The 14,140-nt window shown below is 71.4% G+C and carries 10 protein-coding genes; 7 read left to right on the forward strand and 3 right to left on the reverse strand.

Translation table 11 applies throughout. The features are described from left to right. The first annotated feature begins 19 nt into the window (after nt 1-19). Nucleotides 20-1,885 (forward strand): DUF885 domain-containing protein, encoded by a 1,866-nt coding sequence (locus WMF43_RS46455; RefSeq protein ID WP_437675148.1) that lies wholly within the window; start codon nt 20-22, stop codon nt 1,883-1,885. A 153-nt stretch (nt 1,886-2,038) separates the two neighbouring features. Here WMF43_RS46455 and WMF43_RS46460 read toward each other — a convergent pair whose 3' ends face one another. From WMF43_RS46460 to WMF43_RS46470, 3 genes are all read right to left on the reverse strand, one after another. Then, nucleotides 2,039-3,619, reverse strand: a complete 1,581-nt coding sequence (locus WMF43_RS46460; RefSeq protein ID WP_437675150.1) for a lactate racemase domain-containing protein — start codon at nt 3,617-3,619, stop codon at nt 2,039-2,041. A gap of 76 nt (nt 3,620-3,695) precedes the next feature. Continuing rightward, nucleotides 3,696-4,358 (reverse strand): HAD family hydrolase, encoded by a 663-nt coding sequence (locus WMF43_RS46465; protein ID WP_437675152.1) that lies wholly within the window; start codon nt 4,356-4,358, stop codon nt 3,696-3,698. A 73-nt stretch (nt 4,359-4,431) separates the two neighbouring features. Next, on the reverse strand, nt 4,432-5,199 hold the full coding sequence (locus WMF43_RS46470) for a phosphoadenylyl-sulfate reductase (RefSeq protein ID WP_437675154.1): 768 nt from the start codon (nt 5,197-5,199) through the stop codon (nt 4,432-4,434). Nucleotides 5,200-5,278: 79 nt separating this feature from the next. Between WMF43_RS46470 and WMF43_RS46475 the strand changes: the two genes are divergently transcribed. From WMF43_RS46475 to WMF43_RS46500, 6 genes are all read left to right on the forward strand, one after another. Beyond that, a complete protein-coding gene (locus WMF43_RS46475; RefSeq protein ID WP_437675156.1) occupies nt 5,279-6,265 on the forward strand; it encodes an ArsA family ATPase in 987 nt (328 codons plus the stop codon). A gap of 20 nt (nt 6,266-6,285) precedes the next feature. Beyond that, the gene (locus WMF43_RS46480) at nt 6,286-7,479 is read left to right on the forward strand and encodes a hypothetical protein (RefSeq protein ID WP_437675158.1); all 1,194 of its coding nucleotides are present in this window, start codon (nt 6,286-6,288) and stop codon (nt 7,477-7,479) included. Nucleotides 7,480-8,783: 1,304 nt separating this feature from the next. Beyond that, nucleotides 8,784-10,226 (forward strand): hypothetical protein, encoded by a 1,443-nt coding sequence (locus WMF43_RS46485; RefSeq protein ID WP_437675160.1) that lies wholly within the window; start codon nt 8,784-8,786, stop codon nt 10,224-10,226. Then, the gene (locus WMF43_RS46490) at nt 10,223-12,442 is read left to right on the forward strand and encodes a hypothetical protein (RefSeq protein ID WP_437675162.1); all 2,220 of its coding nucleotides are present in this window, start codon (nt 10,223-10,225) and stop codon (nt 12,440-12,442) included. The genes WMF43_RS46485 and WMF43_RS46490 overlap by 4 nt, the downstream gene beginning before the upstream one ends. Nucleotides 12,443-12,828: 386 nt before the next feature. Continuing rightward, nucleotides 12,829-13,482 (forward strand): hypothetical protein, encoded by a 654-nt coding sequence (locus tag WMF43_RS46495; RefSeq protein WP_437675163.1) that lies wholly within the window; start codon nt 12,829-12,831, stop codon nt 13,480-13,482. Nucleotides 13,483-13,564: 82 nt separating this feature from the next. Then, nucleotides 13,565-14,038, forward strand: a complete 474-nt coding sequence (locus WMF43_RS46500) for a hypothetical protein (protein WP_437675165.1) — start codon at nt 13,565-13,567, stop codon at nt 14,036-14,038. Nucleotides 14,039-14,140: the final 102 nt, after the last annotated feature.

Raw genomic sequence — 14,140 nt, forward strand, 5'->3', positions numbered from 1 at the left:
TGACAGGCTCGGCCCGCCCATGGCCGCCCCCCTCGAACCTCCCGCCCGCCGCTCGCCCCCGCGTCGCCTCGCCGCGCTCGCGGCGGCCTCGGCGCTGTCTGCCGCGCTCACCGCCTGCGGCGGGGGCGCCCCGCCGCCGCCGTCGTCCGCCGCGCCCGCCGAGGCCGCGGCGCCGCCGCTGCTCGCCTCGCCGCCCTCGGCGGCGCCGGCGCAGCCGGCCGCGGTGCCGGCGGAGCCCTTCGCCGCGCTCCGCGAACGGATCCTGCGGGAGTGGATCGCGGACGAGCCGGCGTTCGCCCGCTCGCGCGGCCTGCACGAGCAGGACGGCAAGGTCGGCGACTGGTCCGCCGCCGCGATCCAGGGGAGGCTCGCGCGCCTCGAGCGCGACCGCGCGGCCCTCGCCGCCGCTGCCGCCGCGGCGCTGTCGCCGGACGACGCGCTCGACCGCGCGCTCCTCCTCCAGCAGATCGATCTGCGCCTCTTCAACGGCGAGGATCTCGAGGACTGGCGGAGGAGGCCGCAGTTCTACGGCGATCTGTTCGGCGTGAACCACTACCTCGATCGGGCGTACGCGCCGCTGCCGGATCGCGCGAGGCACCTGCTCGCGCACGAGAAGGCGGCGCTCGCCCAGGTGCCGCACATCCGCGAGAACCTCGCGAGCCCGCTGCCGAGGCCGGTGATCGAGGTCGCCGCGAAGATCTACCGCGGCTACGCCGAGTACCTGCGCGGCGACGTCGTCAAGCTGCTCAAGGGCGTGGGCGACGCCGCGTTCCAGGCCGACTTCGAGAAAACGAACGCCGCGCTGGCCGACGCGGCGCAGGCGCTCGCGGACCACCTGATCCAGGTCGAGCTGCCGAAGGGCGACGCGAGCCACGTGCTCGGCGAGGCGCGCTACCGGAAGCTCCTCCTCGCGCAGGAGGGGCTCGCGATCCCGCTCGCCGAGTTCAAGAAGATGGGCGAGGAGGACCTCGCGGCGAACAAGGCGGCCTACCAGGCGCTCGCGAGGACGGTGAAGGCCACCCGGCCGAAGGCGCAGCGGCTGCTCGCCGAGGCGACGCGGGTGATGGAGGCGTCGCGCAAGTTCGTCGTCGACAAGCAGCTCGTGAGCCTCCCGACCGACGAGCGGGCGATCGTGAAGGAGACGCCGCCGTACATGCGCTGGAACTCGGCGTTCCTCGAGGCGCCGGGGCCGTTCGAGCGCGAGGGGCTCGAGGCGTTCTACTACATCACGATGCCCGACCCCTCCTGGTCGCGGAAGGAGCAGGAGGAGTACGTGATGCCGAAGGGGACGTTGCTCTCGACGACGGTGCACGAGGTCTACCCGGGGCACTTCGTCCAGGGCCTGTGGGAGAAGCGCGCGCCGACGACCGCGCAGCGGCTGTTCGGGAGCTACTCGTTCGTCGAGGGCTGGGCCCACTACATCGAGCAGATGATGATCGAGGAGGGGTTCGGCAAGGAGGACCCGCAGAACCGGCTCGGCCAGCTCGCGGACGCGCTCCTGCGCAACTGCCGCGTGGTCGTGTCGCTCGGGGTGCACGCCGAGGGGATGAGCCTCGAGGAGGCCGAGCGCCGCTTCGTCGACGACTGCTTCCAGGACCGCGCGACGGCGCGGGAGCAGGCGGCGCGCGGGACGTTCGACCCCGGCTACTTCGCCTACACGCTCGGCAAGATCCAGATCCTGAAGCTCCGCGAGGAGGCGAAGGCGACCCTCGGCCCGGCGTTCTCGCTGCGCCGCTTCCACGACGCGGTGCTCGCGCACGGCTCGCCGCCGCTGCCGCTCATCCGCGAGCGCGTTCTCGCCGAGCTCGCGGCGCCGGCGCCTGCGACGCCCGCGACGCCAGCGCCTGCGACGCTCGCGCCCGCGACGCCGGCGCCCGCGAAGTAGCTGCAGCGGCGGGCGGCCGCGGCGACGGCCCGCCGCGGCGACGGCTCACGCGCTCACGCGTGGCCGCTTCGAGTCGTGGGCGCGGAAGAGCTCGTAGGTGCCGTCGACGAGGTGCAGCCGCATGCTGGGCCCGACCGCCGCCGCGGCGGCGCGCTACGCCGTCATGTCGGCCATGAAGATCGGCGGGGCGTGCAGCGCCATGATCTCCGGCGCGGGCGGCGCCGTCACCTTGGCCATCCGGAGCGCCTCGTCCATCGTGCGCGCCGTCTCCCAGCCGAGCAGCTGCGGGATGTACTCGTTGTCGGCGCCGACCACGATCATCCGGCCGATGTGCTGCCGGCCCGCCTCGCCCCAGTACCACATGAAGAACGGGTGCGTCGGGTGGTACGCGTGGCCGAAGCGGTACATCTCGATGTAGGCCGGGTTCTCGGAGAACTTCTTCTCGTACCGCTTGTGCAGCTCCATCGCGTCGCGCGTCTCCGGCAGCAGCCGGTGGACGAACTCGATGTACGGGGCGTGGTGCTCGTTGTCGAACAGGTCGGTGCAGGGGTGGAGGATGATCATCGTCCCCCCCTTCTTGAGCATCGGCGCGCCGCGGTAGAGGTTGAACAGGTAGCCGTTCGCCATCACCTGCACGAGCAGCGGGTTCAAAAACGAGTTCACGTTGTACGGGCTGATGAACGGGATGCCCGTGATCAGGATGTCGGCCTGCCCCGAGACGGGGACGAGGTACTGATCGAAGCTGCGCTTCAGCGTGTGCTCGTGCGTGGCCTCGGTCTCGCCGGCGAAGACGCCGGTCACGCCGAACGGCGAGGGGACGCGCTGGAAGATCGCCTGGCGGGCGGGCTGCGGCAGCTTGGAGAGCGTGAAGCGGAGGGCGCGGAGCGCGCTCTTCTCGGTCGGGGAGAGGTCGTCCTCGTTCCGCGCGAGGAACTCGAGCGGGCGATCGAACATGCGGTTGTTGATCGTCGTCTCGATCGTGAAGACGTTGAGCTTCTTGTTCGCGAGCCGGCCCATGCGCTCGACGCTCGTGTGCAGCGCGGAGCTCTTCGGGTCCATGTACGAGTAGCAGTCGCGCATCACCCGCGGGTTGTGGTGGGCGCGCAGGCTGCGGTAGCCGCACAGGCCGACGCTGACGGACTTGTGCCCGCCGTCCATCGGCACGAGGTTCAGGTTCACGTAGATCACGAGGTCGCTCTCGACCGCGCGCTTGTTGAGCTCGACCTCCTCGCCGACGTCCGTCGTGCCGACGTACTTCATGTTGGCGAGGTTCTCGGCGTCGTGGTTGTAGAGCCGCTTCGGCCAGTACGCGTTGAAGATCCGGTCGCCCACGACGTGGCGGATCTCCCAGTCCTTCATCCGCCGGTGCACGCTCGTCGCGATGATGATCTCGACGTCGTCGACGCCGTAATCCGCGAGCAGGTCGAGCACGATCGTGAGGACGCGCTCGCGGATGTCCGGGCGCCGCATCGGCGGCAGCGGCAGCGAGATGTCGTCCACCGCGATCGTGACCTTCATCCCCGGGCGGAGCTTCGCGTAGAGCGGCTCCGAGTTGTACGGGTGGTTGATCGCGTAGCGGATCGCGGCGTCGACGTCCTTCAGCGGCTCGATGGGCGGCTTCGGGTAGAGCACCCGCGTTCCGGTGGGCAGGTCGACCTCGACCAGCTGGTCGCCTGAGAAGAGCACCCGGGGGGCGCTGCGGCTGTCTAACGTGACGACGCAAGGATGGCTCATGGGGCTCTCCGAGCAGGGGGTGCGACGTGTTGGGCTGGGGTGGGGCGCTCCGCCGCCGTGCGCCGGCAGGGCGGGGTCACGCGGCGAGCTCGAGGATCGGCCAGTGGTACGCCTGCGCGAGCAGCTTGAGCTTGCGGTCCGGGTTCACCGCGGCCGGGTAGCCGACGACCGAGAGCATCGGCACGTCCGAGTAGCTGTCCGAGTACGCGAAGCACGCGTCGAGGTCGTGCCCGTTCGCGTGCGCGTGCTCGCGGATGAGCCGCGCCTTCTCGGGGCCGGCCACGACCGGGCGCAGGAGCTTCCCGGTCGCGAAGCCGTCCTTCACCTCGAGGCGGTTCGCGATGATGCCCGTCGCGCCGAGGTGGGCGGCGAGCAGCTGCATCAGGAAATCCAGCGCCCCGGAGATGAGGACGACGTCGTGCCCCTTGTCGAGGCTGCACTGCACGAGGTCGCGCGCCTTGGCGTAGATCGCCGGGCGGAGCACCTTCGTGAACGCCTCCTCGGCGAGCGCCACGAGGCGGTCCTCGGAGACGCCCTCGAAGGAGCTGAAGAGCAGCTCGTTGAACATGCGCCGATCCCTGAGCTCCGCCATCGCCATCCACGGCGCCTTGACGAGAGCGCGGCCGAGCTTCGCGAGGCTGTGCATCGGCGTCGGCTGGTTCAGCATGTAGAACACCGTCGGGTGCACGAGGTTCGTCGTGACCAGGGTGCCGTCTACGTCGAAGTAGCTCGCCGGCATGGGGGGCAAATCTCCCTGCATGCCGTTCGAGTCAAGATGAAGCGTGCGCGAACCGGGATTCGCAGGGAAATGGTCAGGCGGCGAAGAGGCGCTCGTAGCGATCGTCGAGCTCGACGCCGCCCTCGGCGGCGCCCCGGTCCACCGGGTTGATGCCGCAGTACTCGACGCTGGCGAGGTGGCGCCAGCGCCCGGCGCGCTCCGGCTCGTCGGGGAGCACGGGGGTCGTGCACGGGAAGCAGCCGATCGTGCGGAAGCCCATCGCGTGCAGGGGGTTCTCGATCGCGTCCGGGTGTGCGGCGAAGTACGCGTCGAGCTCCTCGTTGCTCAGCGACGCGAAGGGGTGGATCCGGAGCGTGTTGTTCGCGAGGTCGATTCCGAACGGCGCGACCCTGGCGCGGGCGCCGCCCTCGCCGCGGCGGAGCGCCGCGACGAGCGCGTCGTAGCGGCCGCGGACGGCGCTGAGCGGGGCCGACTTGCGGAGGTCGCAGCACCGCTCCTGGCCCTCCTTCGAGAGGTAGAGCAGGCCCTCGTCGCGCGTCTGCTGGGCGAAGCTGCGCTCGGGGGACAGCGTGACCACGCGGAGGTTCTTGTGGGTGCGCGCGAGCTCGTCGCGGGTGGCGAGCGTCTCGGCGTGGAGCACGCCGGTGTCGACGAAGACGACGTCGAAGGAGAGCCCGGCCCGGTCGGCCACGTGGCAGAGCGCGGTGCCGGCCCGCTGCATGCTGCTCAGGATGGCCGCGCGGGATCCGAACGACTCGCGGACGAAACGGAGGAGCTCGACGGGCGGAGCTCCCTGGAAACGACGGTTCAGCGGTTCGAGATCTCGCTCGGTGATGCGCATGACGGGAGGCATAGCAGAGCCCGTCCCCGCGATCCGGGTTGCGTTCGCCCGGGCTTGCGCCTAACTCCGCTATCGCGGAATGCAGAGCGCCCACCACGAGTTGCAGGCCGGCGGCCTGGGCCATGACCTCCCGGAGCTCGAGCGCCGGCGCTTCCTGTTCGTGACCGGCAAGGGCGGGGTCGGGAAGACGACGATCTCCGGCGCCCTCGCCCTCGCCTTCGCCGCGCGGGGCAAGCGGGTCCTCGTGGCGATGTGCAACACGAAGGAGCGGCTCTCGGCCATCCTGGGCACGCGGCCGATCGGCCAGGAGGTCACCCAGGTCGCCGAGCGGGTGTGGGCGGTGAACATCTCCCCGGACCGGGCGCTCCGGGAGTACGGCGAGATGGTCCTCAAGGTGCGCGCCGCGGCCGACCTCGTCTTCGACAACAAGTACACGCGCACCTTCTTCCGCGCGGTGCCCGGCCTGTTCGAGTGGGCGATGCTCGGCAAGGCCTGGTTCCACACGACCGAGGTGCTCGACGACGGCTCCCCGCGTTACGACGTGGTGCTGCTCGACGCGCCCGCGACGGGGCACGGCATGGACATGCTGCGCGTGCCCAAGGTGATCCTCGACGTGGCGCCGCCGGGCGTCCTGCGCCGCGACGCGGAGGCGGCGTGGGCGATGTTCCGGGATCCGGCGCGGAGCGGGGTGGTCGTCGTGACCCTCGCCGAGGAGATGCCGGCGACGGAGACGATCGAGCTCGTCGGCGAGGTGCGGGGCGAGCTCGGCCTGCCCGTGCACCGGCTGATCATCAACAGCGTGTTGCCGCCGCTGTTCTCGCCCGAGGAGCGGCGGGCGCTGCTCGCGGACCCGGCGCGCCTCGACGTGGGGGCGCCGGCGCGCGCGGCGCACACGGCCGAGAGCGCCGCCGTGGCCGGGGCGCGGCGGGCGATGCGCGAGTCGGTGCAGCACGAGAGCCTGGCCCGCCTGCGCCGCGCGCTCGACGTGCCGACGGTGGTGCTGCCCTTCCTCTTCGACGAGGCCTCGACGGTCGCCGGCACGCGGACGCTGGCCGCGCGGCTCTGAGCGGGGCGCGGGCTTCGGCCATGCGAGCGAGCCCGCTGCTCTGCGACGGACGTGTGCTGCTCGACGCGGACCGGCTCGTGCGCGCGGGCGTCGCGGACCGGCGCGCGAGCTTCGAGCTCGCCTTCACCGGGATGCCGCCGCACACCGGCTTCCTCGTGGTGGCCGGCGTCGAGGCGACGCTCGAGGCGCTCGCGTCCGCCGGCGCGCGCCTCGACGCGGACGAGGTCTTCGCGGCGCGCGCGGCCTGCGGGCTGAGCGACGCGCTCGCGGAGCGGCTCGCCGGGGCGCCGCTCGCGGTGGACATCGACGCGATGCCCGACGGGACGATCGCCTTCCCGGGCACGCCGGTCGTGTCGGTGGAGGGGCCGTTCGTGGCGGCGCTGCTCGTGGGCGCGGTGCTCGTGCCGGCGGTCCGCCGGGGCACGGCGGCGGCGACGCGGGCGGCGCGGCTCCACATCGCGGCGGACGGGGGCGTCGTGGTCGACGGGTCGTCGGCGCGCGCGCCGTTCGTCGAGGAGCAGCTGGCGCTCGCCCGCGCGGCGCACGTGGGCGGCGCGGCGGCGACGACGAGCGCGCTCGCGGCGACGGCGCTCGGGATCCCGTTCCGCGGCGAGGCGGGGATCGACCTCGGCGAGCTCGCGCCGCCGCCGTCGCCGTACGAGGGCAGCTGGCCCTGGTACGCGGACGGGATGATCGACCTCGGCGGCCGCGAGGAGGAGGCGCTGCTGCTCGAGGCGCGGCGCGTGGGCACGACCGCCGGGGGCTGGGTCGCGTCGGGGCTGGCGGAGTGCGGGGAGGACATGCCCGCGGTGCGGTACGAGCTCGTGGCGCTCGAGGAGTCGGGGGCGTGGGCGCTGCGGCAGGGCACGAGCAACCGCGGCGACGTGATCGCGGGGCGCAAGATGGTGGCGCGCTACTACGACGAGGCGGGCCGGGCGGCGGCCGACGTGATCCACCTGGCGCACGAGCGGATGCTGCCGCCGCGCGCGCTCGGGGTGGTGCGGCTCGCGCCGCTCTCGCGCGCGATGATGCGCGGTGGCCACGCGCTCGAGGCGGCTGAGCCGCCGGGCGCGGGGCGCGAGCGGTCCGTCGCGGCGCGGCAGCTCTTGCCGTACGGGGTCGCGCACCTGCGCGCGCCGGCGCGGTACCCGGTGCAGCTCTCGCCGGCGCTGATCGCGATCCGCGAGCCCGAGCCCCCAAGCACCCTCCGGTAGGGCGGCGGTCACCCGCTTCGGATACGGGCCCACCTCGGCGTTTTCGGTGCTCAGCGCACAGGAGTGCGCTTGCGCGCCGAAAACGCCGATCTGGGCCCGTCTCCTGTGCGGGTGACCGCCGCCCTGCGAGGAGCGACCGTCGGGGGTGCGGGGGGACGCCGCGCTGGGACGGGCGGACCATCTGGTGTGCGGGGGGACGCCGCGCTGGGACGGGCGGACCGTTGGCTGTGCGGGGGGACGCCGCGCTGGGACGGGCGCGCCGTCGGCTGTGCAGGGGGACGCCGCCGGAGGGAGCACGCCAGGCTCGCGAGGTGCTCGTCACGGGCACGGACGCCTGCGGCGCCGGCGGGAAGGGGGCGCGCCGCGGTCCGGAAGCTTCGCGCGCCGGCGGGAAGGCTTCGCGCGCCGTCCGGAAGCTTCGCGCACGGGGCGGAGGGTCTATTTCCCGGGAAATTCGGTCCCCGGCGCGCGCCGGAGGGCGCCGGGGGCGCGGAGGACGCCGCTAAGTACGCGAAAGCTCGTGCTCGGGAGCGCGCGCGAAGGTCTCGGGAGCGCGCGCGAAGCTTCCGGAGCGCGCGCGAAGGTCTCGGGAGCGCGCGGGAAGCCTCCGGCGCGTACCGAAGGTGAGAATCTGTGATGTGGGTTACCTGAACTCGGCGCCGCCGGTCTCTTCGCCCGGCTCTGCCGGCGTGGACGGCGTGGCGGGGGGCTTGGTCGGCGTGGTGGCGTGGTCGCGGGCTTGCGCTGGGGTGCCTTGCGGCTCGCGAGGCCGAGGCGGATGAGATAGCTGCGCTTCTTGAACACGGCGCGCGCCGTGGTCGACCACTCGTGGAACCAGCCGCGCAGCTTGACGAACGCCTCGCGCCGGCGCGGCCTCCGGGAGCTCCGTTGTCTCGGGCAGAGGCGATGTCGGGCCGAGCGCCACGTCGACAAGACCCTTGAGGCGCTTGCGCTCGGCCTTGTCGAGGCCGCGGGTGGCGAGGAATACGACGGCCTTCTTGCCGCCCTGCTTCCGGACGGCGGCAATGAGAGCGGAAGCTGCAATGGGAGTTCCGGCGATTGGAAGAGGATTGTTGAGCGCTCCTGTGGCCGCCGGTTTCTTACTTTCGCGGGCTGGCATGGTCCGGGGCAATGACCTGTGCGCCGAGGACGGAGCGCATTGAGCGTTGAGCGCTCTCCGGCGCGATCCTCGGTTGAGGAATGTCCGACCGTTCCGTCGTGGCGCTTGTGTCTGGGAATGGCGCGGGCGAGCTTGCGCCGGCGAGAAAAGTCGCAGGGTGGAGGGAATGAGCATGGGACGGGGAATGACACGACAGAAGGTTATCCTCGTGGCGGCGGCCGCCGCTTTGGCGCTCGGCATGGTAGGGTCCGGGTGCCTGTGGAAGCGCGGGGACCACACCCTCGGGAGCTTCTGCGCCGCGGCGGTGGGCGGCGAGGAGCATTGCGTCGGCGAGAACGTGGGCCCGGGCCGCGCGTGGAGCCAGGCGGAGAAGGACGGCGAGCTGCCGATCGAGATGTGGGCCACGTGGCCGAAGGACAACACGCTGGACGAGGTGGTCGCGCGCTCGCACCGGCTCGACCTGTGGTTTGGTCACCTGGACGAGGCGATCGCGTACGTGCGGGACGACGCGAGGAACGCCGAGTCGCTGCGGGCGACGCTGGCGGGCAAGATGAAATCGCTGCTCGGCGAGGCCGCGGACCGCCAGAGAGAGCTGCTCGCGCAGGAGCCGGTCGACGCGGCGGGGAACTTCAAGACGGCGATGATCGACAAGGCGAGCGCCGAGGAGGAGCCGCTCGCCGCGGCGCTGGCGGCGGACAAGCAGGCGATGGCGGTCGTGCAGGCGGTCTTCGACGAGGCCCGGCGCGACGTCGCTCCGCTGCAGGCGAGGTACGCGGGCGCGGCGGCGCGGTTCGCCGCGTACCGCGCGACCGAGGCGGCGGAGACGGCGGCGTACGCGGCGCTCTCGGAGCAGGCGTCGCGGTCGGCGCTCGAGGAGCTCGACGGCGTGGAGCAGGACGTGCTTGCGGCGGCGCGCGAGGCGAGCCGGGCGCCGAACGAGCTCGCGGCGGAGGTGATGGCGCTGGCGGCGGAGCTCCAGGTCTTCGCGGGCTCCTTCGAGGAGGCGATGGCGCCGCACAGGGAGTTCCTCGGGACGCACGGCGCGGTGCTGCCCGACATGATATCGGGGGCGCTGCGGTCGCTGAGCGCGATGCTGGGGTACACGCACCGGCGGGTGGCGCGGAGCGACGCGACGGCGACGGCGCTGCTCGGCGGGATCGCGATGCGCCGGCAGGCGCTGCGCGCGCTCGAGATGGACGGGGGGGCGCGCGAGGCGATCGCGCGGTCGCGGATTCAGAGGGCTTCGGAGGCCTTCGGGGAGCGGGCGCGCGCGCGGGCGGCGGCGCTGTCGGCGGCGCCGCCGGTGAGCGAGCGGCTCGGGCTGCCGCTGCTGGCCGAGCGGTGCGGGGAGCTCGTGACGCTCGTGCAGATGCGGCCGCTCTGCGAGGCGGCGGGGGCGTCGTGGCGCGAGGCGGGGTGCGCGGCGCTCCGGGAGCGGTTCGACGCGGCGGAGGCGGAGCTCAGGACGGGGCTGCCGCGGAAGATCGCGGCGGGGCTTTCGGCGCTGCGGGAGGAGGGGATGGCCGCGGCGGCGCTCGAGGCGGCGCAGGCGCGGCTCGACGCGGGCGACGTGAAGGGCGCCGCGATCGCGTATGACGCCGCCGTGCGCGGCGCGGAGGGGACATGATCCGGTTGGTCTGCGTTGTGTTGCGCGGCCAGGGCGCCGCGGTGCTGCAGAAGGTTGTCGCGCTGGTCACGATGCTGGCGGTGCTTTTGCCGTCGTTCGCGTGGGCAGGCACGCCGTACAGCCTGAGCTGGATCAACACGCAATCCAGCACGTCATGCGAAGGTCCCTTCCTCGTCGAGGATGGAGACGCGTTCTTTCGCGTGAACGACACGCCGCTGCCGACCTACGAAGTCCCGGGCACGCTCGTAGACCACGGTGATGGAGCGCGCAGTCACCGGTCCGAGGCGGACTTCGACTCGGTGCTGCTCCGCATGGGAGCGAACGAATTCCACTTCGCGGTCGCCAACTCGGGCGGCGACGACTGGTGCACCGACGCGCACGAGCTGGTAACGCTCGTCTCGGTCCCGCTCGGGCTGAACAAGCCGCTGTTCGACGTCCGGCGCCGCGGGGCGAAGTTCTCCGGCAGCACGACAGTCGACCTGAGCCTCGCGGAGATCAACCCGGCGCTCGCGCGCGACATCGAGATCCTGCTGGCCGAGATCGCCGAGGAGCGCAAGGCGCTCGTGGCGAACGCGCCGCGGGTGGAGCGGCTGGCGGAGACGATGGATCTGCTCCAGCAGTTCGACAGCGAGCTGAAGGACCTGGTCAGCCGGCCGCTGGACGAGATCTCGCGGACCGACCTCGACGCGATCCTCGACCGGTACAAGGACGTGGTCGCGCCGGAGACGCGCGCGGCGCTGGAGCAGCTCATCGACGACCTGAAGCAGAGCGTGAGCGACCTGGAGGACGAGCTCGCGCGGCTGATGGACGAGTTCGGCGCGCAGGCCGACGAGGTGGCGGACCTCGTGACGCAGGACGCGCGCGCCGAGGGGTGGGATCCGGACGACTCGGGCGCGTACGCGCTCGGGGCGAGCGACGTGCCGTGGGTGGAGGTGCCGGACATCGCGGAGGTGGAGGGGGCGTTCGACGAGGGCAGGGATCCCTATGCAGCGTACGCGGACGCGGTGATCGGGGCGCTGGAGGAGGACGTGAACGGCGGGGTGGTGGTCGCGCGGGCGGATTTCGTGGCGCACGTGAGGGCGTGGCGAGGGAACAGCGCGGCGCTGGAGATCGCGCTGCGCGACCGGATGGGGGTGTCGCTCGCGGAGACGAACGCGTTCCTGAACGCACAGAACCGGATCACCGGGTTTGTGCGGCGGTTCATGGACGCGTCGGACTGGTTCGAGGACACGCCGGTGCCGGCGGACCTACGGGCGCAGGTGGACATGGTGCTCAAGCCGAGGTTCGACGCGTTCGCCGACCAGATGAAGGACAGCCTCAACCTGTGGACGGGAGACGGGCTCGACCTGGAGCAGACGCAGCTCTACCAGACGATCAGCGCGTTCGCGGGGGCGATGTCGACCGTCAGCGAAGGGGTCGATGTCTACGTCGGGACGATGCAGACGCTGGTGCACGCGACGACACGGCTCGCGGTGGGGTTCGTGCCGGTGGTGGGGCCGGCGCTGGACCTGTGCGAGGCGGTCACGGGCAAGGCGTGGTGCGTGCCGTCAGGGGAGGAGCTGAGCGACGAGGAGAGGATCTTCTCGGGGCTGGGGTTCGGGGTCGCGGCGATCGGGCCGATGTGGCGGGTGATCAAGGGCGCCGGCGGGCTGACGCCGGGGGCGATCCGGGTCGCCGGGGAGATCGCGGAGGTCGACGATCCGGTCTTGGCCGCGCTGCGTGCGAACCGGCGCACATGGTACAAGACGCTGCACGGGGCGGTCACGAGCAAGCCGCTCGATGCGATGGAGAAGAAGGCGGCCAAGTTCATGCTGGACGACGGGAGGGCGCTGATCGGGGTCGGCGACGACGGGGTGCGCACGGTGCTGGACATACCGAAGACCTCTCCGCCAAATACGACCTTGGGGAGGGCTCCCGACTTCCTCACCGTTACCAAGGGGAACAAGCTGGCCCTGAGCGAGGTGAAGGATATTGACAGTGACACCGGGAAGGTCGACATCGACTATGCCCTCAAGCAACTGGAGAATGCGATGAAGAAACTGAGGGACAATGGACTCGCCAGCGACGTCGAGCGGGTCGAGCTCATCATCCCTAAAGGTGCGCGGCTCAAGAATGAGAACAAGATCGTCAAGGACGGCTATCTAGTCGACGTGCTCACGGGCAAGCGCCTTAAACTTGAAGACTTTAGGAACCTGGTCATGGCGATCCAGCTATGAGCCTATCAGGTCCCTGGCTCTTTGCGTGGTGTGACGCGGCGGACAGGGGCGACGCGTTCGCGGCGGCTCTGTCTGCTCTCGTCATCCCGGGGGGAACGTGCGGCTTCCACATCGAGTCTATCGAACATCCCGATAGCACCTGGCGATGGCGAGACACGGTACCACTCAACGAGACGGTCGCGGCGGTGCGCGCAGGATTCACCGCAGGGACGCACGTCTTCGCGTCCTTCGGCGTGACGCTGAGCTCCGGACGCGCAATCGAGCTAGCGATCGAGTGCAACGGCGAAGAGTGGGAGCGCAGGTACGCATCCGGTCCTCTATGCGCGCGCCCTGGTGACCGCAACGATCTACTTCCCACGAACCTCCGCATCGCGTCCGGCGGCAGCATGCGCTCGGTCGACGTTGAGGCGGCGATCCTAGGGATGCACGTCCAGCAGGACATCGAGGACCTCATGCTCCGAATCTGCGCGCCGGACGTGCGTCCGCGCGTCACGATCGGTGCGTGGACGGAGTTCGCGGCGTGGGGGCCGCCGACCAGCGGATGCGCAACGTACCACGCAGATGCGGCCTTGGTTGCGCGCGATCTCGCCCTTGCCTGGCTGCACCTGCAGGATGCCGACAAGGTACCCCGCGTCGCCGGCGTGCCGGTAGATGTGTTGCATACGCGCGTCGACGCCGCGCCGCGCGGAGCCCGCGTCGCGGTCGAGGCCGGCGTGGAGCTCTCTCGCGAAGCCGTCCTAAAGGCGCTCATGATGTCACCCCAGGCGCTGCTCGATGCGCTCGAGGCCGCAGCGGTGCCGGACGACGAGTGGCGCGCAGTCGAATCGATGGCCCTCGAGGCAATCGCCGCGGCGAAGGCGGGCGCGCCCACCTACGAGGCGGACGTCTCCACGCGCAAACACGTCCGGTTCCTCAAGCAACACGCACCCTACCGTGTGCACCGCCTCCCGAGCGGCGGCGTGGTGCTGGCGACCCATCCGTATCGCATGCTCTGGCCGCTCTGGGCCGACGCCCTCTTCTTGCTGGGCATCTCGTCATGATGCAACGGTGTGCCTGCCTCGCCTGCCGTCCGGTCGACCGCGCAGCCAGGTGGACCAGCATCGGAACAGGAGACGCAATGGTATGAGCAAAGATCCTCACGCGAAGCGATTCGAGATCCAGCGGCTCATCGAGCGGTCGCTCGACCTGGCGAGGCGCGCACTCCGGGAACAGGGGTCGTTTCTTCCCGGGTTCATCGCAGTGGAGTCCACCGGGAAGTACAACGTCGGGGTCGCGGCGCAGGGCGGCACCGACGGGTCGAACCTGGTCATCACCGCGCTGAGGCAGAAGGCAGCGGCCAGGCAGATCAGAGCGGCTGCCGTCTATCGGGATGTCCGGGTCCGCCCCCGGGGCGCATTGGAGGACGTCGACGCCATTCAGGTCGTGGCGGAGCTGGCGTCCGGGGAATCACTCAACCTGTTCCAGGTATACCGGATGGAAGGCGCGGAGCCGGTCTTCTACGATGGTCCAGAGACCGAGCAAGTCCCCTCCGTTATCTTCGGGGAGGCGCATCGGAGCGCGGCAGGCGCGAAGCGGTGGTGGAACTTCTGGAAGTGAGCTCCTCTTCCGAGCCGGCGGGGTGGTGCGACACCGCCGCGGACTGCGAGGGGCCGCCGGATACCGGGTGCGGTGTCGGGCGGTGCGTCGAAGGCAAGTGCA

Source organism: Sorangium sp. So ce131 (assembly GCF_051519095.1).
Taxonomy (GTDB): Bacteria; Myxococcota_A; Polyangia; order Polyangiales; family Polyangiaceae; genus Sorangium.